This window comes from Erwinia sp. JUb26, from assembly GCF_003751505.1.
Lineage (GTDB): Bacteria > Pseudomonadota > Gammaproteobacteria > Enterobacterales > Enterobacteriaceae > Erwinia.
Genome location: NZ_RJVB01000007.1, coordinates 79,969 through 99,854 on the forward strand (window position 1 = coordinate 79,969; position 19,886 = coordinate 99,854).

General features: G+C 57.2%; 23 protein-coding genes. 11 read left to right on the plus strand and 12 right to left on the minus strand.

All coding sequences use genetic code 11. The features are described 5' to 3' along the window. Positions 1-54 precede the first annotated feature (54 nt). From EC836_RS17805 to EC836_RS17830, 6 genes are all read right to left on the minus strand, one after another. Positions 55-720 carry an ABC transporter ATP-binding protein gene (locus EC836_RS17805; RefSeq protein ID WP_123335582.1) on the minus strand — a complete coding sequence of 222 codons (666 nt, stop codon included), beginning with the start codon at positions 718-720 and terminating at the stop codon, positions 55-57. After that, entirely contained in the window at positions 713-1,561 is an 849-nt protein-coding gene (locus EC836_RS17810; protein WP_123335584.1) for an ABC transporter ATP-binding protein, read from the minus strand. The genes EC836_RS17805 and EC836_RS17810 overlap by 8 nt, the downstream gene beginning before the upstream one ends. Next, positions 1,551-2,402, minus strand: a complete 852-nt coding sequence (locus EC836_RS17815) for an ABC transporter permease (RefSeq protein ID WP_123335586.1) — start codon at positions 2,400-2,402, stop codon at positions 1,551-1,553. The genes EC836_RS17810 and EC836_RS17815 overlap by 11 nt, the downstream gene beginning before the upstream one ends. Continuing rightward, on the minus strand, positions 2,399-3,466 hold the full coding sequence (locus EC836_RS17820) for an ABC transporter permease (RefSeq protein WP_123335589.1): 1,068 nt from the start codon (positions 3,464-3,466) through the stop codon (positions 2,399-2,401). The genes EC836_RS17815 and EC836_RS17820 overlap by 4 nt, the downstream gene beginning before the upstream one ends. After that, complete coding sequence (locus EC836_RS17825) at positions 3,466-5,034, minus strand: ABC transporter substrate-binding protein (protein ID WP_123335590.1); 1,569 nt, start codon at positions 5,032-5,034, stop codon at positions 3,466-3,468. The genes EC836_RS17820 and EC836_RS17825 overlap by 1 nt, the downstream gene beginning before the upstream one ends. 142 nt (positions 5,035-5,176) lie before the next feature. Further along, positions 5,177-5,833 carry a CPBP family intramembrane glutamic endopeptidase gene (locus EC836_RS17830; RefSeq protein WP_123335592.1) on the minus strand — a complete coding sequence of 219 codons (657 nt, stop codon included), beginning with the start codon at positions 5,831-5,833 and terminating at the stop codon, positions 5,177-5,179. Between the two features lie 427 nt (positions 5,834-6,260). On the opposite strand from EC836_RS17830, the gene EC836_RS17835 reads away from it, so the two are divergent. Further along, entirely contained in the window at positions 6,261-6,557 is a 297-nt protein-coding gene (locus EC836_RS17835; protein ID WP_123335594.1) for an I78 family peptidase inhibitor, read from the plus strand. Between the two features lie 27 nt (positions 6,558-6,584). Here EC836_RS17835 and EC836_RS17840 read toward each other — a convergent pair whose 3' ends face one another. The 3 genes from EC836_RS17840 to EC836_RS17850 form a co-directional block, all read right to left on the minus strand. Beyond that, complete coding sequence (locus tag EC836_RS17840; RefSeq protein ID WP_233599357.1) at positions 6,585-7,118, minus strand: redoxin domain-containing protein; 534 nt, start codon at positions 7,116-7,118, stop codon at positions 6,585-6,587. A gap of 278 nt (positions 7,119-7,396) precedes the next feature. Beyond that, the gene (locus EC836_RS17845; protein WP_123335596.1) at positions 7,397-7,642 is read right to left on the minus strand and encodes a biofilm development regulator YmgB/AriR family protein; all 246 of its coding nucleotides are present in this window, start codon (positions 7,640-7,642) and stop codon (positions 7,397-7,399) included. A 238-nt stretch (positions 7,643-7,880) separates the two neighbouring features. Further along, positions 7,881-8,552: a MarC family NAAT transporter gene (locus tag EC836_RS17850; RefSeq protein WP_123335598.1), complete on the minus strand. Its 672-nt coding sequence runs from the start codon at positions 8,550-8,552 to the stop codon at positions 7,881-7,883. 430 nt (positions 8,553-8,982) lie between these two features. On the opposite strand from EC836_RS17850, the gene cspA reads away from it, so the two are divergent. Both cspA and EC836_RS17860 read left to right on the plus strand, forming a co-directional pair. Continuing rightward, a complete protein-coding gene (cspA, locus tag EC836_RS17855; protein WP_012442280.1) occupies positions 8,983-9,195 on the plus strand; it encodes an RNA chaperone/antiterminator CspA in 213 nt (70 codons plus the stop codon). A 218-nt stretch (positions 9,196-9,413) separates the two neighbouring features. Then, complete coding sequence (locus EC836_RS17860; RefSeq protein WP_123335601.1) at positions 9,414-10,634, plus strand: multidrug efflux MFS transporter; 1,221 nt, start codon at positions 9,414-9,416, stop codon at positions 10,632-10,634. Here the strand turns inward: EC836_RS17860 and EC836_RS17865 are convergent. After that, positions 10,623-13,703 (minus strand): beta-galactosidase, encoded by a 3,081-nt coding sequence (locus EC836_RS17865; protein ID WP_123335603.1) that lies wholly within the window; start codon positions 13,701-13,703, stop codon positions 10,623-10,625. The two genes, EC836_RS17860 and EC836_RS17865, sit on opposite strands and share 12 nt — an antisense overlap. Positions 13,704-14,000: 297 nt before the next feature. Between EC836_RS17865 and EC836_RS24740 the strand changes: the two genes are divergently transcribed. From EC836_RS24740 to EC836_RS17875, 3 genes are all read left to right on the plus strand, one after another. Continuing rightward, a complete protein-coding gene (locus EC836_RS24740; RefSeq protein WP_158612802.1) occupies positions 14,001-14,168 on the plus strand; it encodes a hypothetical protein in 168 nt (55 codons plus the stop codon). Positions 14,169-14,385: 217 nt separating this feature from the next. Next, complete coding sequence (gene iraP / locus EC836_RS17870; RefSeq protein ID WP_123335605.1) at positions 14,386-14,646, plus strand: anti-adapter protein IraP; 261 nt, start codon at positions 14,386-14,388, stop codon at positions 14,644-14,646. A 156-nt stretch (positions 14,647-14,802) separates the two neighbouring features. Next, positions 14,803-15,108, plus strand: a complete 306-nt coding sequence (locus EC836_RS17875) for a PsiF family protein (protein ID WP_123335607.1) — start codon at positions 14,803-14,805, stop codon at positions 15,106-15,108. A gap of 237 nt (positions 15,109-15,345) precedes the next feature. On the opposite strand, the gene EC836_RS17880 is transcribed toward EC836_RS17875, so the two are convergent. Both EC836_RS17880 and proC read right to left on the minus strand, forming a co-directional pair. Further along, the gene (locus tag EC836_RS17880) at positions 15,346-15,558 is read right to left on the minus strand and encodes a hypothetical protein (protein ID WP_123335609.1); all 213 of its coding nucleotides are present in this window, start codon (positions 15,556-15,558) and stop codon (positions 15,346-15,348) included. A 31-nt stretch (positions 15,559-15,589) separates the two neighbouring features. After that, on the minus strand, positions 15,590-16,399 hold the full coding sequence (proC, locus tag EC836_RS17885; protein ID WP_123335611.1) for a pyrroline-5-carboxylate reductase: 810 nt from the start codon (positions 16,397-16,399) through the stop codon (positions 15,590-15,592). 204 nt (positions 16,400-16,603) lie between these two features. Here proC and EC836_RS17890 point away from each other — a divergent pair, with 204 nt between their 5' ends. From EC836_RS17890 to EC836_RS17910, 5 genes are all read left to right on the plus strand, one after another. Next, positions 16,604-17,059 carry a YaiI/YqxD family protein gene (locus EC836_RS17890; RefSeq protein WP_123335613.1) on the plus strand — a complete coding sequence of 152 codons (456 nt, stop codon included), beginning with the start codon at positions 16,604-16,606 and terminating at the stop codon, positions 17,057-17,059. Between the two features lie 169 nt (positions 17,060-17,228). After that, the gene (aroL, locus tag EC836_RS17895; protein WP_123335615.1) at positions 17,229-17,753 is read left to right on the plus strand and encodes a shikimate kinase AroL; all 525 of its coding nucleotides are present in this window, start codon (positions 17,229-17,231) and stop codon (positions 17,751-17,753) included. A gap of 149 nt (positions 17,754-17,902) precedes the next feature. After that, positions 17,903-18,094 carry a YaiA family protein gene (locus EC836_RS17900; protein ID WP_123335617.1) on the plus strand — a complete coding sequence of 64 codons (192 nt, stop codon included), beginning with the start codon at positions 17,903-17,905 and terminating at the stop codon, positions 18,092-18,094. Positions 18,095-18,392: 298 nt separating this feature from the next. Next, entirely contained in the window at positions 18,393-19,178 is a 786-nt protein-coding gene (locus EC836_RS17905; protein WP_123335619.1) for an IclR family transcriptional regulator, read from the plus strand. Then, positions 19,175-19,852: an AroM family protein gene (locus tag EC836_RS17910; RefSeq protein WP_123335621.1), complete on the plus strand. Its 678-nt coding sequence runs from the start codon at positions 19,175-19,177 to the stop codon at positions 19,850-19,852. The genes EC836_RS17905 and EC836_RS17910 overlap by 4 nt, the downstream gene beginning before the upstream one ends. Positions 19,853-19,886: the final 34 nt, after the last annotated feature.

Sequence of the window (19,886 nt, forward strand, 5' to 3'; positions counted from 1 at the left end):
AAATGCCGGATCTGACTAAGGTTAGCTGATTAACATAATTGGCGGATCAACGGCTTAGCCAACGATCCGGCCTTTATCCATCTGCACCGCGCGATCGCACATATGATCGATCACATCGGGATCGTGGCTCACCAGCACCATGGTCAGATGATCCTGCTGCTTAAGCTGGTTGAGCAGATTGAGGATCTCGGCCTGCACCGACATATCCAGCGCGGAGGTCGGCTCGTCCAGCAGCAGGATCTTCGGCTGTAGCAGCAGCGCGCGTACGATAGCCACGCGCTGGCGCTGCCCGCCGGAGAGCTGGTGCGGATAGCGATCGGCCATCTCAGGATCCAGCCCGACGTGGCGAAAACCGTCGTTGATGCGATCGTTAATGTTATCCGCCTTCAGCAGCTTCAGCGGCTCGGCCAGCGTACGGCGCAGGCGATGGCGCGGATGCAGCGAAGCGTAGGGGTCCTGAAACACCATCTGCACGTCACGACGTAGCTGGCCGGTAAAGGCTTTGCCCGGCTCGGCCTGGTGGTCTGCCAGCCGCATGCTGCCCTGCCAGTGCGGATTCAGCCCGGCCATCACCCACAGCAGCGAGGATTTCCCGCAGCCGGACGGGCCGACCAGGCCAAAGCACTCACCGGCGTTGACCGACAGCGTCACATCCTCCACCACGGTACGCAGATCGTAGCCCTGGCGATGGGCCACGCTGAGCTGGTTTAACTCAATCATGTTTGCCTCCGCCGATCAGCGCGGCGCGGTCCAGCACCGGCAGCGGTTTGCCGTGAGTGGATTTATTGGGTCGACACGACCACAGCGTCCGGGTGTAGGGATGCGTGGCGTGCGGTAAGTCGGCGGCGGGCAGGGTGTCGAGAATATCGCCCTGATACATCACCATCACCCGCTCGCAGTGCTCGGATACCTGTTGTAAGTCGTGGCTGATGAGCAGCAGGCCCATGTTGCGATCTTCCACCAACTGGCGGATCAGCCCCAGCACCTGATCGCGCATCGCGTGGTCGAGCGCTGAGGTCGGCTCATCGGCAATCAGGAAACGCGGTTCGGCAATCAGCGCCATTGCCAGCATCACGCGCTGGCCCATCCCGCCGGAAAGCTGATGCGGATAGCGTTCCATTAGCTGTGCGGGCTGCGGCAATCCTACCGCTGCCAGGATGTCACAGACCTTCTCTTTAACTTCGCTGCGGCTGAAACGCCCGTGCAGTTTCAGCGGTTCCGCGACCTGCCAGCCGATGGTGCGCATCGGGTTAAGCGCATATTTCGGATCCTGCATCACCATGCCCAGCTGGCTGCCGCGCAGCTGGCTCCAGCGGCGTTCGCTCAGCGTCAGTGCGTTTTCACCGGCAATACTCAGCGTGCGCGCCTGCAGGCGCAGAGAAGGGGAGAGCAGGCCCATCAGGCTACGGGCGGTCAGCGATTTTCCGGAACCGGATTCGCCGACCAGCGCCACGCGCTCGCGGCCAAGGGTAAAGCTGATATTTTTTACCAGCGCCGCGCCGCCGGGGGCCGAAATCGTCAGGCCCTCCGCCACAATCGGCGCATCAGCATTAGTCACCATTACGGGTATCCAGTCGGTCACGCAGGCCGTCGCCTGTCAGGTTAAAGGCCAGGCTGGCAAATAAAATCGCTCCGCCGGGAACGGCAGCGACCCACCACTGGTCGAAAATGACTTTACTGCCTTCGGCCACCATCGATCCCCACTCTGCGGTCGGTGGCTGAATGCCCATGCCGAGGAAGCCCAGGCCGGCGGCTGAAAGAATAATGTCACCGAGGCTCAGCGCCGCGCGTACCACGGCGGTCGGCAGGCACAGCGGCAGAATATGGCCAAACATCAGGCGCAGGCCGTTAATGCCCTGCATCCTTGCGGCGGCCAGATAGTCGCTGCGGCGCAGCGCCAGAGTTTCCGCGCGTGCCTGGCGGGCAAACGGCGGCCAGCTGGTCAGCGCCAGCGCCAGCGCGCCGTTCATCAGTCCCGGGCCCATCATCGCCACCAGCGCCAGCGCAATCACCAGGTTCGGCAGCGAGAGGAAAATATCGGTAATACGCATCAGCACGCGCTCGCTCCAGCCGCCGAGGTAGCCGGCGCTGATGCCGATTAACATCCCCACCGGGATGGTCAGCACCAGAATCAGCGACACCAGCAGCAGCGTCGGGCGCGCGCCGTATATCACGCGGGACAGCAGATCGCGACCAAAGCCGTCGGTGCCCAGCCAGTGGCTGGCGGATGGCGGCATCAGGCGCACCGCCATTTCCTGCGCGTTCGGATCGTAAGGTGCCAGCAGCGGCGCGAACAGGGCGGCGAAAATCAGTATCCCGACCAGCGTCAGGCCAACGGTCAGGGTGATATTTCGCCGTTTTTTAAACGGCTTTACCGTTTCGGAATCAAGAGCCTGCGTCATCGTGTCCTCGGATCGGTCAGGTAGGTGAGCGCATCGGCCAGCGCATTGATGACGATAAAGCAGCCGCCAATCAGCAGGGTCGAGCCGAGAATTGCGGGCGTATCAGAGGCAAATAGCGCGGTGGTCATATAGCGCCCCACGCCCGGCCAGGCGAACACCGTTTCCGTCAGCACCGAGCCTTCCAGCAGCGTGGCGTAGGAAAGCGCCAGCACCGTAATCAGCGTTCCGCGCACGTTAGGGAAAATATGCAGCAGCAGAATCCGTCCCCGGCTGGCGCCTTTCGCCCGCGCCAGCGTCACGTACTCTTTGCTGTTCTCTTCCAGTAGCGCCGCGCGCAGCAGGCGGGTGATGGTCGCCATCGACAGCAGACCCAGCACCACTACCGGTAGCCACAGGTGAGCGATAGCGTTGCGGAACATTTCAGGATCGCCGGAGAGCAGGCTGTCGATCAGTACCAGCCCGGTTTTTGGCTCCAGGGTATAGATCCAGATATCATCCAGCCGCCCTGGCCCTGCCGACCAGTGCAGTACCGCATAGAACAGCAGCAGGCCCAGCAGACCCAGCCAGAAGACCGGGACCGAATAGCCCAGCAGTGAAATCAGACGCGCGACGTTATCCAGCAGGCTGCCCGGCTTCCATGCCGCCAGCAGCGCCAGAGTAATGCCGAAAACGGCGCCGAAGATCATTGCACAGGTGGCCAGCTCAATCGTTGCCGGAAAAGTGCGCAGCAGATCGCTGGCCACCGGCTGATTGGTAATGCTGGAGATGCCGAGATCGCCGCGCACCAGGTGTTCCAGATAGTGCCAGAACTGCATCGGCAATGGCTGATCGAGGCCAAGATCACGCCGCACCTGCGCATAAGTCGATTCGCTGGCGTGATCGCCCGCGATCTGCAGCACCGGATCGACCGGGGAGAGATGGGATAAGCCGAAGGTAAACACCAGCAGCCCGAGCAGCGTCACCACCAGCGAAATCACCACGCTGAGGGCACCGCTGCTGCGGCGCCAGAACAGCCCGGTACCGCGCTGACGCGGTACCGGTTCTTTGGCAGCAGGTTCCGCCATTATTTACTGACCTGGCTGTAGTAAACCATGTCCGGGTTAATTCCCTGCACGTAGCCTTTCAGGTTGTCACGCAGGGCAACCAGGTTACGCGCCTGCAGGCCGACCACGTACGGGGAGTTCTGCTGAATTTCACGCTGCATTTTGTGGTACAGCTCCACGCGCTTCGCCGGATCGCTTTCGGCGGTGGCCGCCAGCGTTTGCTTGCTCAGCTCAGGGATGTGCCAGTTGGAGCGCCATGCCAGCGTTTTACTGCCGTCTTCCGGGTTATAGGCGAAGGCGGCGGCGTTGGTGTTCGGATCGAAGTAGTCCGCGCCCCAGGCGTTCAACGTGGCTTCATACTGATGTGCTTTCACTCGGGTGGCGACCTCGGAGCTGATGCCCGGCAGGACCTCGACCTTCACACCGCCTTTAGCAAAGCTGGCCTGCAGGGCCTGGGCAATATCCAGGTACGGCGGCTGGTTGCTGACCGACAGCTTAAAGCTGACGTTTTTCAGCCCGGCTTTCGCCAGAATCGCTTTGGCTTTTTCAGGATCGTAGGTGAACGGATTATCGTTCAGCGAGCCAAGGAAACCTTCCGGCAGGAACGACTGATGAACCTGGAACTGGCCTTTCAGCAGATCGTTGGCGATGCCTTTATAGTCGAACAGATAGCGTGAGGCTTCCCACAGGGCCGGGTTTTTCAGCACCGGATTGGCATCGATATTGAACTGCACGTAGTACAGCGAGGCCATCGGTACCGCGAGGGTTTTCACGCCCGCTTTGTCCTTGAGTGAGGCGATCTGATCGGCCCCCAGGTTACGCGCGATATCCGCGTCGCCCTGTTCCAGCAGCAGGCGGCGCGCGGCCGGTTCCGGCACGTTTTTGATCAGCACATTTTTCAGCTTGGGCGCACCGGCCGGAGAGCTCGGGTTAGCGCTCAGCAGCACCACTTCATGCGGAATATATTTGCGGATTTGATAAGGGCCGCTGCCCGCGGAGTGCTGGGCCAGCCACTTATTGCCGAAGTCGCCGTTCTTCTCGTTGGCCGACACGGTTTTCTCATCCACGATGGAGGATACCGGGGCGGCCAGCAGGCTCAGCACGTAGGTCGGGCTGACATCCGCCGTCCAGCTCAGCTGAACGTGCTTGTCATCGATCTTTTTAAGATGCGAGTCGACGTTATCTTTGGTCCATCCCAGCTGCGCCAGAATGAATGACGGGTCAAGGTTCAGCTTAATCACGCGGGAGAGGGAGAAAATCACGTCTTCCGGGCGCAAAGGGTTGCCGGACGAGAAGGTGGCTCCGTCGCGCAGGGTAAAGGTCATGCTGCGATTATCGCTACCGGGCTGCCATTCGGTGGCCAGCGTCGGCTTCAGATCGGTCGGGTTCTGTGGATCGGATTGAACCAGACGCTGATAGAGGTTGGTAAATGCCTGCACGGAGGTCAGTTCGAAGCCGTCTGCCGGATCGAAACTGTTCGCATCATCAATCGACTGCGCAATGACCAATGTATCAGGAGGGGTCGCCGCGGTTGCGGCAAAGGATGCCGCCAGCGCCAGTGCAATAACTGAAGGGACTGTAAATTTCATGACGTTTCCTTGCCTTACATTTTTTCGCGAGTGTAAGTGAACAACAGATAAGAGCAATAGTAGATTATTCGCTATCGATATGCGCGAACGTTATAAGGGGAGTCGAAAGGTTATAACCTTTGCCTTAGTGCAACCAATGACGCTAGCGGCTGAAGGTCAGCCACAGCCAGGGCGCAACGCCGAGCAGGTTATTAAGCATATGCAGGAAAATAGGTAACTTCAAACCGCCCGAAACCAGCCGTGCGGCGCAGAGCAGCAGCGACAGCGCAAGCAGCGCGATCAGGGTTTGCAGATGAGCATACTGGGTATGGATGGCGGCGAAGGCCAGCGAGGTCAGCAGCGAACAGGCAACCCGCTGGCGCGGCGCCCACAGTAAAAATCCCTGCATTAAATAGCCGCGAAACAGGATCTCTTCGTACACCGGGGCCAGCAGTACCACGGCCAGCGCGAACAGGATCGAGCTCGTTGCATTGCCGCTAAACTGCCCCCCCGTCCAGCTCTCTCGCTGCATATAAAAGGCCTGGCTTACCAGCAGCATAATCAGCAGCACGCTGAATACCATGACCTGACGCGGGAAGAGTTTACCGATGTGGATGTCACCGTAGTGACGCATGTACCAGCGGAAAAGCGGGATCAGCACGGCAAATTCCAGCGTGCAGAGCACCGGCATCAGCAGGCCGCTGCTGACCAGCATGGCGTGGTTGGGCAGATATCTCACCAGCAGGGTAACGGCATACCAGATAATCAACATCCCGGCACAGAGCAGGGTTTGGGACACTCTGTCGGGAGCGGTATTCATGGCAACAACCTGTCCTGGAAGGTTTTTTCCGATGTTAACAACTGTTGCGAACACTGTCGAGTTTGGGGTACATCGTGGGAAAAAAGGTGAAGGTGCAGCGGGAAAAAGTGAATGATGGAGGAGGCGCTCGTGTGCGCAAATGCCCCGGAGAAAATCACCGGGGCCGGGAGGACGTTAGCGGACTCGCACCGCGACCAGCGTCATGATGACGGCAAAGGTAACAAAGATAGCCAGTTCCATAAGAATCTCCTCTTTGGGAAAACTCCTAAAATTATAGCTGAAATCTGGCTGTTTTCTGAGCGATGCGTGCGCAGAGGAGCTAATCGTGCGGGTCAGACAAATGCGCTTTTACCTGCGCATTCGGGCGTTAATCTGTTAATCTTTAACTCAATTTGCCGATTATTTACGCGAAAGAGGAGCAGGAACAGTGAAACATTATGGAAAAATAGCGTTCGTTGCGGCGTTGATGGCGCTGGCGGGCTGCCAGTCGTCCGGCCAGAAAAATGCGGCGAATCACCCGGTGGATCCGGAAATGGATCGCTGCGGCGCATCGGAATTACAGCAGTACGTTGGCAAACCGCTCAGCGCGCTGGAAACGCTGCGTTTCGAAAAGCCGGTACGCGCGATCCCCTACAATTCTGCCGTAACCATGGACTTTAATCTGAATCGCATTAACTTCTCGGGCGATCAGCAGGGCAACATAACCCGGGTTTACTGCGGCTGACCGACACTGGCTGGCCGGAAAGGCCAGTCAGTACTGCCATTTTCTGACCCACCACAGACGCAGCAGCACGCCGGTGTTGCTGGTCCAGCCACTGCTGGTGCTGACCACTTCTCCTTTTGCCACAAAAATCAGCGTAGGTTTGCTGGTCACCTGCCAGTGGGCCGCAAGGCTGCCGTTACTGTCGTTGACCACCGGTAGCGTGATGTGATGCCCATCCAGGTAGCGCACAATGCTGATGTCGTTTCCCGACTGACTGGCAACGGTCAGCACGTTGGTTCGTTTACCGTTGAGCCGGACCATCAGTGGAATGGTGTCGTGGCAGGCCGCGCACCAGCGGTCCCAGAACAACACCAGTAGCGGCTTTTTTTCGCTAAGTTCCGCGAGGGTCAAATCTCGTCCGTCGATGGTATGCAGTGACCGGCTGGCAAAATCAGCGGGCAGGTCGGGCGCGCGAATGCCATCGACCAGGCGGATAATCAGAATAAGGCAAAGAAGAGGCAATAGCAGGTAAAGGCCGACCTTTTTAAAGCGGTTAATAAGTACGATATACCAGTTGTTCATCTGCCATCTCCAGCCTGCTTTCGGCGCCTATCTTAATGACGCTATGCCGAATAACAATCGTTTGCCGTGTAAACATTCGTATAGGGAATATTCCCCCTACGGGCAGGCGGGTTTGTGCTGTCATCATCCTGCAACGCGCGGTTGGCAGTATCTGGCTGCACACAACGTGACTTCCTCGTCACTCCAGATATGCAATGCTCGTCTTTAACCCGCCCTGTGCGGGTTTTTTTTCGCGATAAACGTGGTGGTGCAGAGGGGGATTCTGGCGCGTGGTGCGCTTATTTGCCGCCGTTAAAAATCTGCGTCAGCAGATTGCGGTATCCCTGAAGCAGAGCTTCATCGGCTTCCCCTTCAAGGCGGGCGATCACGCTGGCAATGATGGCCTCGTTGCTGGGCGGTTTTCCGTTTTGCATCAGCTCGATCATGATTGCTTCAAGCAGTTCACTTTCCTTCGGTGCCTGGAAAGCCGGGCTGTTAAAGTAGTCGGTAATTGCGCGGCCTGCGCCCTGTACGTGATAAGCCATGATAAACCTCCACAGACGCGTCCACTAAAGGGCGAAGCGCCTTCAGTGAATTCATAACCGTTAATGTGAATACGAGAGGGGTGGGCAAGAATCGTCCGCTCCCGCTACCTGAAAAAAATGACCGGAGATTCTGTAAACTGTAGAAGTGCAGTGGCGGAATGCCAGTAACACCAGGAAATATTTTTAAGTACTCTGAAAAGTTTCCAGGCCGACTGAAGTGGCCCGGAACAGGGGACGTTTATCCGGCGTGATAGGTGGTAATCACCTCAAGCGTGCCGTTAATCATAAACTGCACGCCCATGCAGACCAGCAGGAAGCCCATCAGGCGTGAGATGGCTTCAATTCCGCCTTTGCCCACCAGACGCATAATCGCCCCGGAGCTGCGCAGGCAGCCCCACAGGATCAGACTGACGGCAAGAAAGGTCAGCACGGGGGCGACGGTAATCACCCAGGGAGAGAAGGCGGTGCCGCTGTGGATCGTCGACGCGGTGGAGATAATCATCGCAATCGTACCCGGCCCGGCGGTGCTGGGCATCGCCAACGGAACGAAGGCGATATTGACGCTATTACGCTCGCTCATCTCATCCAGTTTGTGCTCGGCCTCCATCGAGTGCCCCGCCTGCTGCTGTGGGAACAGCATGCGAAAACCGATAAACGCCACGATCAGGCCTCCGGCGATACGCAGGCCGGGAATCGAGATACCAAACGTGTCCATCACCACATTACCGGCATAGTAGGCGACGGCCATGATGATAAACACGTAGATCGATGCCTGCCGCGACTGTCGATTGCGTTCCTGGTAGTTCATATCGCCCGCCAGCCCTAAGAACAGGGCTACGGTCGTCAGTGGATTGGCCAGCGGCAACAGCACGACCAGACCCAGACCCACGGCCTTAAACAGTTCAAACATTCCGTATTATCCTCGGTGGAACAACGATTTAGTCAATGATAGTACATAATTATCTGTCGACAGGTGAAGGCTGGCGTAAACCCGTCAGCGCTTGTCGATAATCTATTACCTGACAGTATTGAAAGCAGTAACACTGTGTATTTAAAAAACAGGTCGTAGAAGATGAAAATATATTTTCATAATAATCAGTGAGTTAATCATTGTGGCGGCTTTTTATTTTTTTCCTGCTTGTACTGCGCGCGGGGTTATGAGTAAATGCATGCGTTGGTTTTGATACAGACCCACGTATGCGAGCAATTTTAGTAAAGCAGTCTGCAGTTAAAGCGTTACATAGCTTATTCCTGACTTCCTTCTTGAGTGCCTCATAGTAATCCCCTGTTGAAAAACCTTGTGCCCACTGTGGCTTACTACATAATTGAAGGAAAGACTCATGTCTAACAAAATGACTGGTTTGGTAAAATGGTTCAACGCTGAGAAAGGTTTCGGCTTCATCTCCCCAACCGACGGCAGCAAAGACGTTTTCGTACACTTCTCTGCAATTCAGAACGGCGGCTTCAAGACGCTGGAAGAAGGCCAGAAAGTAGAGTTCACTATCGAAAACGGCCAGAAAGGCCCAGCAGCTGCTAACGTAACTGCGCTGTAAGATAGTCACTCTTTTCATTCGCTCGGCGTTTAACGTCTGAGATGATGAAAGTTAAAAAACCCGCTTCGGCGGGTTTTTTGCTTTTTCAGAGCGGAAGCACTGCCGCTGTTAGTAGATAATTCTGAAGTGGTGTTGATTACCTTATTTGCCCGCACGCCGCCGCTGACAGTTGGTACACTTGTCGCCCGTTATATCTTATAAGGCCGCTGCACAGTCCGATGGAATCCTGGAAGGTTAATTTAATCTCTGTCTGGTTTGGGTGCCTGTTTACCGGGCTGGCGATCAGTCAGATTATCCCGTTTCTTCCCCTCTATGTTGAACAGCTTGGCGTGACCGACTCCGCATCACTGACGCTCTGGTCCGGGCTGATTTTCAGTATCACCTTCCTGGTTTCAGCGATTGTTTCCCCGATGTGGGGCAGCCTTGCCGATCGTAAAGGGCGCAAGCTGATGCTGCTGCGCGCTTCGCTCGGTATGGGCGTGGTGATCCTGCTGCAGGCCTTTGTCACCAACGTCTGGCAGCTGCTGGCGCTGCGTGCGCTGATGGGGCTGACCTCTGGCTACATTCCTAACGCGATGGCGCTGGTGGCGGCCCAGGTTCCGCGCGAGCGCAGCGGCTGGGCGATGAGCATGGTGTCCACGGCGCAAATTTGCGGGGTGATTATGGGGCCGCTGATGGGCGGGCTGCTGGCTGACTGGATTGGTCTGCGCGCGGTATTTATCATCACCTCCGGGCTACTGTTGATAAGCTTTCTGATTACGCTGTTCCTGATTAAAGAGAGCGGCGTGATACGCGTTAAAAAAGAAGACAATCTCAGCGGCAGCATGGTGTTCCGAACCCTGCCGTGGCCAACGCTGACCATCAGCCTGTTTTTTACCACGCTGGTCATCCAGCTATGCAACGGCTCGATCAGCCCGATTCTGACGCTGTTCGTGCGCGAACTTGAACCAAACGTGCAGAACATTGCTTTTCTTAGCGGCGTGGTGGCGGCGATCCCCGGGGTGTCTGCGCTGCTGTCCGCACCGTCGTTGGGTAAGCTTGGCGACCGCATTGGCGCGCAGTACATCCTGTTTGCATCGCTGATTTTTTCGATACTGCTGTTTGTCGGCATGTCGTGGGCCAGCAGCGCCCTTGAGCTGGGCATTCTGCGCTTCCTGCTGGGATTTGCCGAAGGGGCGATGATGCCCGCCGTGCAAACTCTTTTGCTGCGCTACTGCAGCGATCGGGTAACCGGCAGGATTTTTGGCTATAACCAGTCGTTTATGTATCTTGGCAACGTGGTTGGGCCGCTGATGGGATCGGCGGTTTCAGCCGCCGGGGGCTTCCGCTGGGTATTTGGCGCCACCGCCGTGGTGGTGCTGGTGAATACCGTGCAGCTGATCTGGATTTACCGCCGCCCGCGCGGAAACCGCGCGGGGGAGGCCACATCAGGTAAGTGACAGCGTGAGCTGATAGCGATACTGCCGGGCAGACAGCAGGAAGTCCGGGTTAACGCTCGGGCTCCACGAGTCGTCACCGCCCACGCCCATATGATAACCGTCAAGGATCAGCCAGCATCCCGGCTCATCGTGCAGCAGGTGGCGATGTGACGTATCGCGAAGCTGTTCAATGCTGTGGCGGTTCAGCGAGAAGTGGAAATCCCCCTCCGCCTTCAGTCCGGCATACTCCAGAACGCGGGTGCCGCCCCGCAGCCCGTTTTCACCCGGGAAGACATAGTCGGTGCGGAGTTCGGCCAGCGGCAGTTGCCAGCGGGAGAACTCGGCGGCCAGCCGCCGATCCGGATAGTTTTCATGCGGTCCCAGACCTAGCCAGCTGGCGTGTTCCGCTACTTCCGCCAGCTGACAGCGCAGGCCAATTCGTGCGGGTTCCGGCTGCCCGGGGGTAATATCCACCTCAACGTCGAGGGTGAGTTTACCCTCGCCGTCAAACAGATAGCGCTTGCGGCTGATAAAGCGTGTATCCCCCGCACTCTGCCAGGCGTGGACGCTGCTAATCTGCACGCCGTGACTCAGTTCATCCGCCTGCAGGCTAATCAACAGCGGTTCGAGCTGATTGTAGCCCGCACGTCGCCAGCGCTCGACCCAGGCGTGAGGATCGACGCGGGTCACCTCGCTGATGCCAATATCGTTATCCAGCGGCGCGCGTACAAACAGATCGGAGAGCGGGGAGAGCAGCTGCGGTTGCTCGCCACGCAGCCACTGCGTCAGCTCGCCGCTGCTGCGGCTGAACTGCCAACGCTGCTCGCCGTGCTGCACGTCGAACTGCTGTCCGGTCGTGGTGAGTCGTGGACGGTCGCGACTCTGCTGCGGCTGCGGCAGTGCGAGCGCGGCAGGCAGACGCCAGCCGTCCCAGGCCACGCGGTGCCCGGCGGGCGACCATGCGGTGGCGGCAGGCTGTGTTACCTCTACCCGCAGCCACAGTTCTCCGGCCAGCGCGGGCACGTCACCGAGTACCACGCTGATGCTCTGTTCGGCGGCCAGCGCCAGTGTTTGCTCGCCTCCGCCGACATGCTGTCCTTCGTGCTCAATGCGCCAGCGCACGATTTCGTTATCGCTGCTGCGGAACAGGTATTCGCTGGTAATACGCAGTGTCAGCGGGGCATAGCTCTCGACGGCAAACTGGAAGAACTGCTGGGCGCGCTGCGCCTCAAACAGGGAGGGGTGCGGGGTGCGATCGGCAAAGACCAGGCCATTCATGCAGAACTGGCGATCGTTAGGCGTATCGCCAAAGTCGCCGCCGTAGGCTTGCCAGCGGCTGCCGTCCGCTTCATGACGGGTCAGGCTTTGATCGACCCAGTCCCAGACGAATCCGCCCTGAAGGCGAGGGAACTGGCGGAACGCCGCCCAGTAGCGGTCGAAGCCGCCGAGGCTGTTGCCCATCGCGTGGGCATATTCACACAGGATCAGCGGGCGCTGCTCATCCGGCAGACCGATCCACTTCTTCAGCGACCATTTTGGTACGGCTTCGAACGGCTGATCCTGATCCACTCTGGCATACATCGGGCAGATAATATCGGTGGCGGCGGTGTTGGCTCCTCCGCCTTCATACTGTACCGGGCGGCTGGGATCGTGGCTTTTCACCCAGCTATAAAGCGCATCGTGCGTGCTGCCGTGGCCGGATTCGTTGCCGAGTGACCAGATGATAATGCAGGCGTGGTTGCGATCGCGCTGCACCATGCGCGTGACGCGCTCGCTGAAGGCATTAAACCACTGCGGATCGTCCGACAGGCGGTTCATCGGCTGCATGCCGTGGGTTTCGATATTCGCCTCATCAACCACATACAGCCCGAAACGATCGCACAGGCGATACCACAGGGCGTGATTGGGGTAGTGCGAGCAGCGCACGGCATTAAAATTGTGCTGCTTCATCAGCATGATGTCGCGGATCATCGTCTCTTCATCCATCACCTGGCCGCGATCGGGATGATGTTCGTGACGATTGGTACCGCGGATCAGCAGCGGCCTGCCGTTGAGCTTCAGCAGCCCGCCTTCCACCGCGATATGACGGAAACCGACGTCATACGCTTCGCTCTCCAGCGGCGTTCCGCTGGCATCAAGCAGCGTCACCACCGCCCGGTAAAGGTGCGGGGTTTCCGCACTCCACAGCCGCGGCTGCGGCACATTGATGCTGAGCAACGTGCGGTCGCTGTAGCGGCCACGTTCATCAATGACCGCGCTGCCGAGCGGCTGGTTTTGTTCGGCAATCCGGTTTTCCCCCTCCCACAGCGTCACGTTAATCTGATGGTCGCGGGCATCCTGTTCGGAGCAGACCGCCAGTACGCGCAGGTCGGCGCTGTGAAATTCCGCGCTCAGGCGGGTTTCAATCTGCACATCCTGCAGGCGCACCGCGGGCTTATGCAGCAGGCTGACGTCGCGGAAAATACCGCTCATCCGCCACATATCCTGATCTTCCAGATAGCTGCCGTCACACCAACGCAGCACCATCACCGCAATACGGTTTGTACCGCTTTGCAGCACGGCGCTGAGATCGAACTCCGCCGGTAACCGACTGTCCTGCGAATAGCCGATAAACGTGCCGTTGCACCACAGATAGAAGGCCGAGTTCACGCCGTCGAAGATGATCCGCGTCTGCCCGCTTTGCAGCCAGTCGGTCGCGCAGTTAAATGTGAGCGAGTAACAGCCGGTTGGGTTCTCGGCAGGAACGCGCGGCGGATCGACCGGAATCGGATACTGCACATTGGTGTAAATCGGTGCGTCATAGCCGGAAAGCTGCCAGTTTGACGGCACGGTGACGCGATCGGCCGAACTCAGGTCCGCGGTGATCCAGCTATCAGGCACGGCTTCCGGTCGATTGAAGTAGCTGAATCTCCACTCACCGCTGAGGGGGTGGAGCGACGGGCTGGGAAGATCCCTGCGCGCTTCGTCACTGTTACGCCAGCTGGCGAAGGGAGGGTGGCTGGGTAAGCGGTTGAGCTGAGTAACGGCAGGGTTCTCCCAGTAACGGAGAGACACCAGCTGTTGCAGGGAAAGCGGAGCGCGATCGGTCATGGTTAAAACCTCATCAATGTTATGCGCTCACATTGGCGTGAATTAGCGTGGTTGTAAAGTGGAAATCCTGTGTAATGCGAGGCGGATCGCGGCAATTTCACGTGAAGAACGCGGATGACTTCCGCTGCCAGAGCAGGGTTGTGCGAGGAAATTAACAGTAAATCGTTAAGCGCGGTTACGGCGAGTAAAAAGCGCCGCTAACCGGATTATTCTGCATTGTGAGCGGCCCAGGCCGCGCTTACTATCGCGGGAGAAATGAGGAGGGCATCCTCATATTGTGACCCGTGAGGTTTTAACATGATTCGTATTCTTAAGGCGGCGAGCATCGTCGCGTTAGTGGCAGTGCTCAGTGGATGCCTGTTCCCTCCTCCGGGCGGTGGCGGCGGCGGCGGCGGTTGGGGAGGCGGTGGTGGCGGCTGGGGCGGCGGCGGTCCTCGCGGTGGATTTATGGGGCCGGGCCGTTAATCACCAGGATCCCGGAAGTCGTCCGTACTTTCGGGGTCTGTTCTGCACCTTTCCTTCCCCCGTTATATTGTATTTATATGACAGCGAAACGTTTCGAAATCTAAAAACCGTCGTTTGCGCTTTTTCAGTGCATAAGTCGCGAAAATATAAAGCGATTACTGTTTTCTTTTATTTAAACCAGTGTTACCGTCTTACTTTACCTTGCTGAGACAGTCGCATGAAGAATCTCATTGCAGAATTACTGATCAGGCTTGCCGAAAAAGAAACGGAATCCAAAGAGCTGGTTGCCCAGGTTGAAGCATTAGAGATTGTCGTAACCGCGCTGTTACGTAAAACCGATGCAGAACAACTGCGGCAGATAAATGAAAGTATTGATTCAGCAATCCAGACGGCTTCCGTTGGGGAACAACAGCACCCGGAAGATCTCTCGCTGCTGCAAAGCTATATTCAACGCCTACTGAATCATCCCCGCCAGTAATCTATTCCTGAGCACGACAGGTCGTAACCGCCAGCGACGGCGGTGCTTTCGCCTGCCGCTGTGATGCCCGATACAAATCTCTGCACTTTTTCTCGCCTAACGGCAAAGCCGTGCCAAACTTTACCCGTACTGAAAACAATAAGGGATGGGAAGGATATGAAGATGAAAATGACGATCGCGGTTTTACTGCTCTCGGCTGTCGCAGCAGGTTATGCGGGTGCCGCGGAGCAAACCGCGCAGCAGCAAAAAATGACGCTCTGCAATAAGCAGGCCGGCGAAAAGGCGCTGAAGGGCGATGATCGTAAGGCGTTCATGAGCAACTGCCTGAAAAAAGATGCGAAAGTAGAGGGAATGACGCCGCAGCAGATGAAAATGAAAACCTGTAATGCGGATGCCGGCCAAAAAGAACTGAAGGGCGAAGCGCGTAAAACCTTTATGAGCAGCTGCCTGAAGAAAAGCTAACGTTCGGCCCGCCAGAATACAGGGCCATATTTAATTAAGCGGTCATATTGGCCGCTTATCTCCAGTCCTGTTAATTCGGTCACCGCTGGTGTTTTTCTATCGTTTTTTTGGTACGGGTGGATAATGATACCTGCCTTCTTTTATTCAAACCTCCGGCCAATCTTCTCTTTTACAATACTTAATCAGCAATTTCTCGGGGAAGTTATTCGATGATTTCTGGAAACTTGTTTGTCAGAGTTAATTACGGGTGGCGATTGGCTGAATATTCTCTGTGAATGAAAGGAAAGAGGAATTGAGCGGTTTGCCACTGGGCGGCGGCGGTGGCTTAACCTTATTGGCAGGATTGGCAGGATTGGCAGGATTGGCAGGATTGGCAGGATTGGCAGGATTGGCAGGATTGGCAGGATTGGCAGGATTGGCAGGATTAGCTGACGGCGGATAGCCTGTCACTTATCCGCCGCGCTAATCGCATGAGAAGGGATTACGCTTTACTCATCCGCTCCGACTTTGCCATGCACTGCTGCATCGCTTCGATAACGGCGGCGCGGAAGCCTTTCTCTTCCAGCACTTTTACCGCTTCAATGGTGGTGCCGCCCGGCGAGCACACCATATCCTTCAACTCGCCTGGATGCTTACCGGTTTCCAGCACCATCTGCGCGGAGCCTTTCACCGCCTGCGCGGCAAAGCGGTAGGCCTGCGCACGCGGCATGCCGCCCAGCACTGCCGCATCCGCCATCGCCTCAATAAACATAAACACATAGGCCGGTGCGGAGCCGCTTACGCCGACGACGGAATGGATCAGATACTCCGGCACCAGCTCCGCTTTGCCAAAGCCGTTGAAGATCTCAACGACTTCATTCGCTTCTTCGTGGGAAACCAGAACGTTTGGCGTTACCGACGTCATGCCTTCATTGACCAGCGACGGGGTGTTCGGCATTACGCGGATAATTTTGCGATCGTGGCCCAGCACGCTGGCCAGCGAATCGAGCGTTACGCCTGCGGCGATAGACACCACCACGCTCTCTTTATTCAGGCTGTTGGCGACGTCCTTCAGCACGTTGAGGATCACATTGGGCTTCACCGCACCAAACAGGATATCGGCCTCGCGGGCAACTTCTTCCGCGCTTTCCGCCGGGGTAATGCCGTACTGCTCCTGCATCATTTTATTGGTTGCCGGCTTACGGTCGTAAACCCAGATATTTCCTGGCGTAACCTGCCCGGCAGCGACCAGACCAGCAATGATAGCCTTCGACATATTGCCGCAGCCAATAAAACCGATTTTCTTGTCCACCGTATTCTCCCTGCGAGTTCTGTAAAAAAGTGAGTACTGATGCTGCCCTTCACCTTAGCGCAGCTTTGAGCAGGCTGAAACCGAAAGGTTTTAACCGGACGCAGTAAACGCTAAATTGACCGGCCGCGGCAGATTAAGTTTGCCATTCGGCAAAAGAATGGGAAGATCGCCCTTATTATCAATTTTCAATCGAAGGAAGTGGTGATGCCAATCTGGGTAGATGCCGATGCGTGTCCGAAAGTGATCAAAGAAGTGCTGTACCGCGCCGCGGATCGTGAGCAGGTGATGGTGACGCTGGTGGCAAACCAGTCGCTCAGCGTGCCGCCGTCGCGTTTTTTACGCACCCTGCGGGTCGCCGCGGGTTTTGACGTCGCCGATAATGAAATTGTCCAGCGCGCTGAAGCGGGCGACCTGGTGATTACCGCCGATATCCCACTGGCGGCGGAAGTGATGGAAAAAGGGGCGGTGGCGCTGAATCCGCGCGGCGAGCGCTACAGCGAAGCGACGATTCGTGAGCGCCTGACGATGCGCGATTTCATGGATACCATGCGGGCCAGCGGCGTGCAGACCGGCGGGCCTCCAACATTAAACCAGCGCGATCGCCAGGCCTTCGCTAACGAGCTGGATAAATGGTTACAGCAGCAAAAACGGGCGAAATAAGTACGCTGTAACTTATTTTTTACACATAAATATTCATCTAAAACAGCTAGTTGATTGAATGTTGTGCCCGGCTGGCTGTAAATAAAACGTTACTAGTGGTCCCGGCAGAAAATGTCCGGTATCATGCCCGTCATCGTTCATTATTCCGCTTTGTTAGGAAATTCCTGCTATGTCATTACCCATTTATCTCATCGGCGCTCGCGGCTGCGGGAAAACTACCGTTGGCCAGGCTTTGGCTTCGGCACTGGGTTATGACTTTTGCGATACCGATTATTATCTGCAGCAGATTAGCGGTAAAACCGTGGCGGAAATTGTGGCGGAAGAGGGCTGGCCGGGTTTCCGCAACCGTGAGTCCGGCGCGCTGATCGCCGTGACCGGCCCCGGTAAAGTGATTGCCACCGGTGGCGGCATGATTCTGGCCGCCGAGAATCGTCAGTTTATGCAGGATAACGGACAGGTTATTTATCTTAACGCGCCGTCTGAAGTGCTGGCCTCGCGGCTGGAAGCCTATCCTGACAATGCGCAGCGCCCGACGCTGACCGGCCGCCCGATAGCCGAGGAGATGGCCGAGGTGCTTGCGGCCCGCGACCTGCTTTACCGCCAGGCGGCACACCATATTGTGGATGCGATGCAGTCTCCGGAAGACGTTGTACAGCAGATCGTTAGCGTACTCTCCCTGGCCCGCGCCAGCTGAACCTGTCTTCGGCCGACCTGCGGATAATTCTGTATCTCCCGCCTCAATGCGATAAGTGGCTGATAATGTCTATAATTAAGTCAGGTCCGAAGCCGGATCTGATTTACAGAGATATTAACTGAGTCGCTAACCGCAGGAGGGAATGTGTTATGCCAGGCAAACCACCTTATCCACGACATGCCTCGATTGTGCCGGTGAACAAGGGCGCACCCGACAACACCGTGATTTGGTACGAACTGCGTGCCGATCATCCCAAGCCCGATTCCCTGATCAGCGAGCACGAAACCGAGCAGGAAGCGCTGGATGCCAAAGCGCGATATGAAGATCGGTCAAAAGAGTAAGCGCTGGGCAGGGACGCCGCATTACCATTTCTTCATCTTCCTTTTTCGAGCGGGGAGTATTTTCTACTTACCTGTGCTGGTTGCAGCATAATACTCTAACGTTTACGTCTGTTTTGCGGCAATATTTCCTCTCTACGATGCTTTCCAGGACAAAAACTCCTCCGCCACACGGCTAAGCCGCAGCCCGCATTTTTGCCATTCCGGCGATGAAATTTATAATTCTTGACCGCCGATCCCGCCGACCGTAGTGTGAATTAACAAAACAGGAACACGAGTTCCTGAAAATGGAACTCACCGAATGACAACGTTAGAAAATGCCACGGCGGTACTCAAATTATTTCATCAGCCGGGTCTGGTTCAGGGGCAGCAGGGGCTGTCGTTTACCGAGGTGGTCACGGCGCTTCAACTGCCGAAAAGCACCGTCTCGCGGCTGCTGGCGACCATGGAAAGTCAGGGGCTGCTGGAGCGAAATCCCGATACGCGCTGTTTCCACCTGGGGCAGATGCTGCTGTCACTGGCCAGCCACTATCTCTCCACGCCGCTGGTCGATGGTGCGTCATCGATGATGGCGAGACTGGCCGCTGAATCCAGCTGTACTGGCTATATCTCGGTGCTGGAAGGGCGTGACGTGATGGTGATGCGTATGTTCCAGGGGCGAATGTACGTTCAGGCCGTCACCCCGCCGGGGAGCCGCTTCCCGGCGGCTGAAACCTCGGTGGGCCGTGCGATTTTATCCCGCTACAGCGATGACTATGTGCGCAATCTGTACGCCGGTGCCTGGCGGGTCAACTCGGCGAATTCGCCGCAAACCTTGCAGCAGCTGTTGGCCGAGCTGGAGCGCATTCGTGAGTGCGGCTGGTCGCTGGCACGCAACGAAGCCCTGCCGGGCATCAGTGCAATCGCCACCACGCTTAGCAATAAACATCGTGGAGAAACCGTGGCGCTCAGCCTCTCTTTTCCAACGCAAAACCAGGATCAGCTTTTTTCACCCACTGCGCTGGATGCGCTGCAGATGGTTACCCGCCAGCTGGCTGGCAAGTACGGGGACCGTGCCGTTTTTACATCGCGGAGCAGTAATCTATGAATAATACCCTGGTCACGCTGACGCCCGGACAGTCAACGAATAGTGACATTGTTCCGCTGCTGCTGGAGCACCTGCCCGCCGATCGCATTGTGCACAGCGGGCTGCTGGACGGCCTGACGCTGGCGCAGATTGAGCAGCTGTACGGGGCCGTGGCCGCCGAAAATGTGATGGCCATTAGACTGAACGATGGCAGCCAGCTGCTGCTCTCGGCGGCCTGCATTGAGCGCGGCCTGCAGCAGCGGATCGATCGGCTGGAGGAGGCGGGCTATGAAATTATTCTGCTGCTCAGCAGCGAAAAATTCAGCGGGCTGACGACCCGGCACGCGACGCTGCTGGAGCCGGACCGCATCGTGCCGCCGCTGGTTGAAGCTATCGTCGAAGGTCATCAGGTGGGAATTATGCTGCCGCAGGACGGCCTGAAAGACCGGCTGGCGGGCAAATGGAAAAATCTCTCCCACCCGCCCTGTTTTGCCGTTGCCAGCCCGGAGCACTCGGATGAGGACCTGCTGATCGATGCGGCGCTGTCGCTGCAGGAGCAGGGGGCCGATGTGGTGGTGTTGGACAGCATTGGCTATCAGCAGCGCCATCGTGATTTTTTGCAGAAGCTGTTGGGGATACCGGTGCTGCTGCCGAACGTGCTGGTCGCCAGGCTGGCGGCAGAATTGCTGCTGTAAAGGTCACGCAGGCGGCTGAAAAAGCGTGACAGCC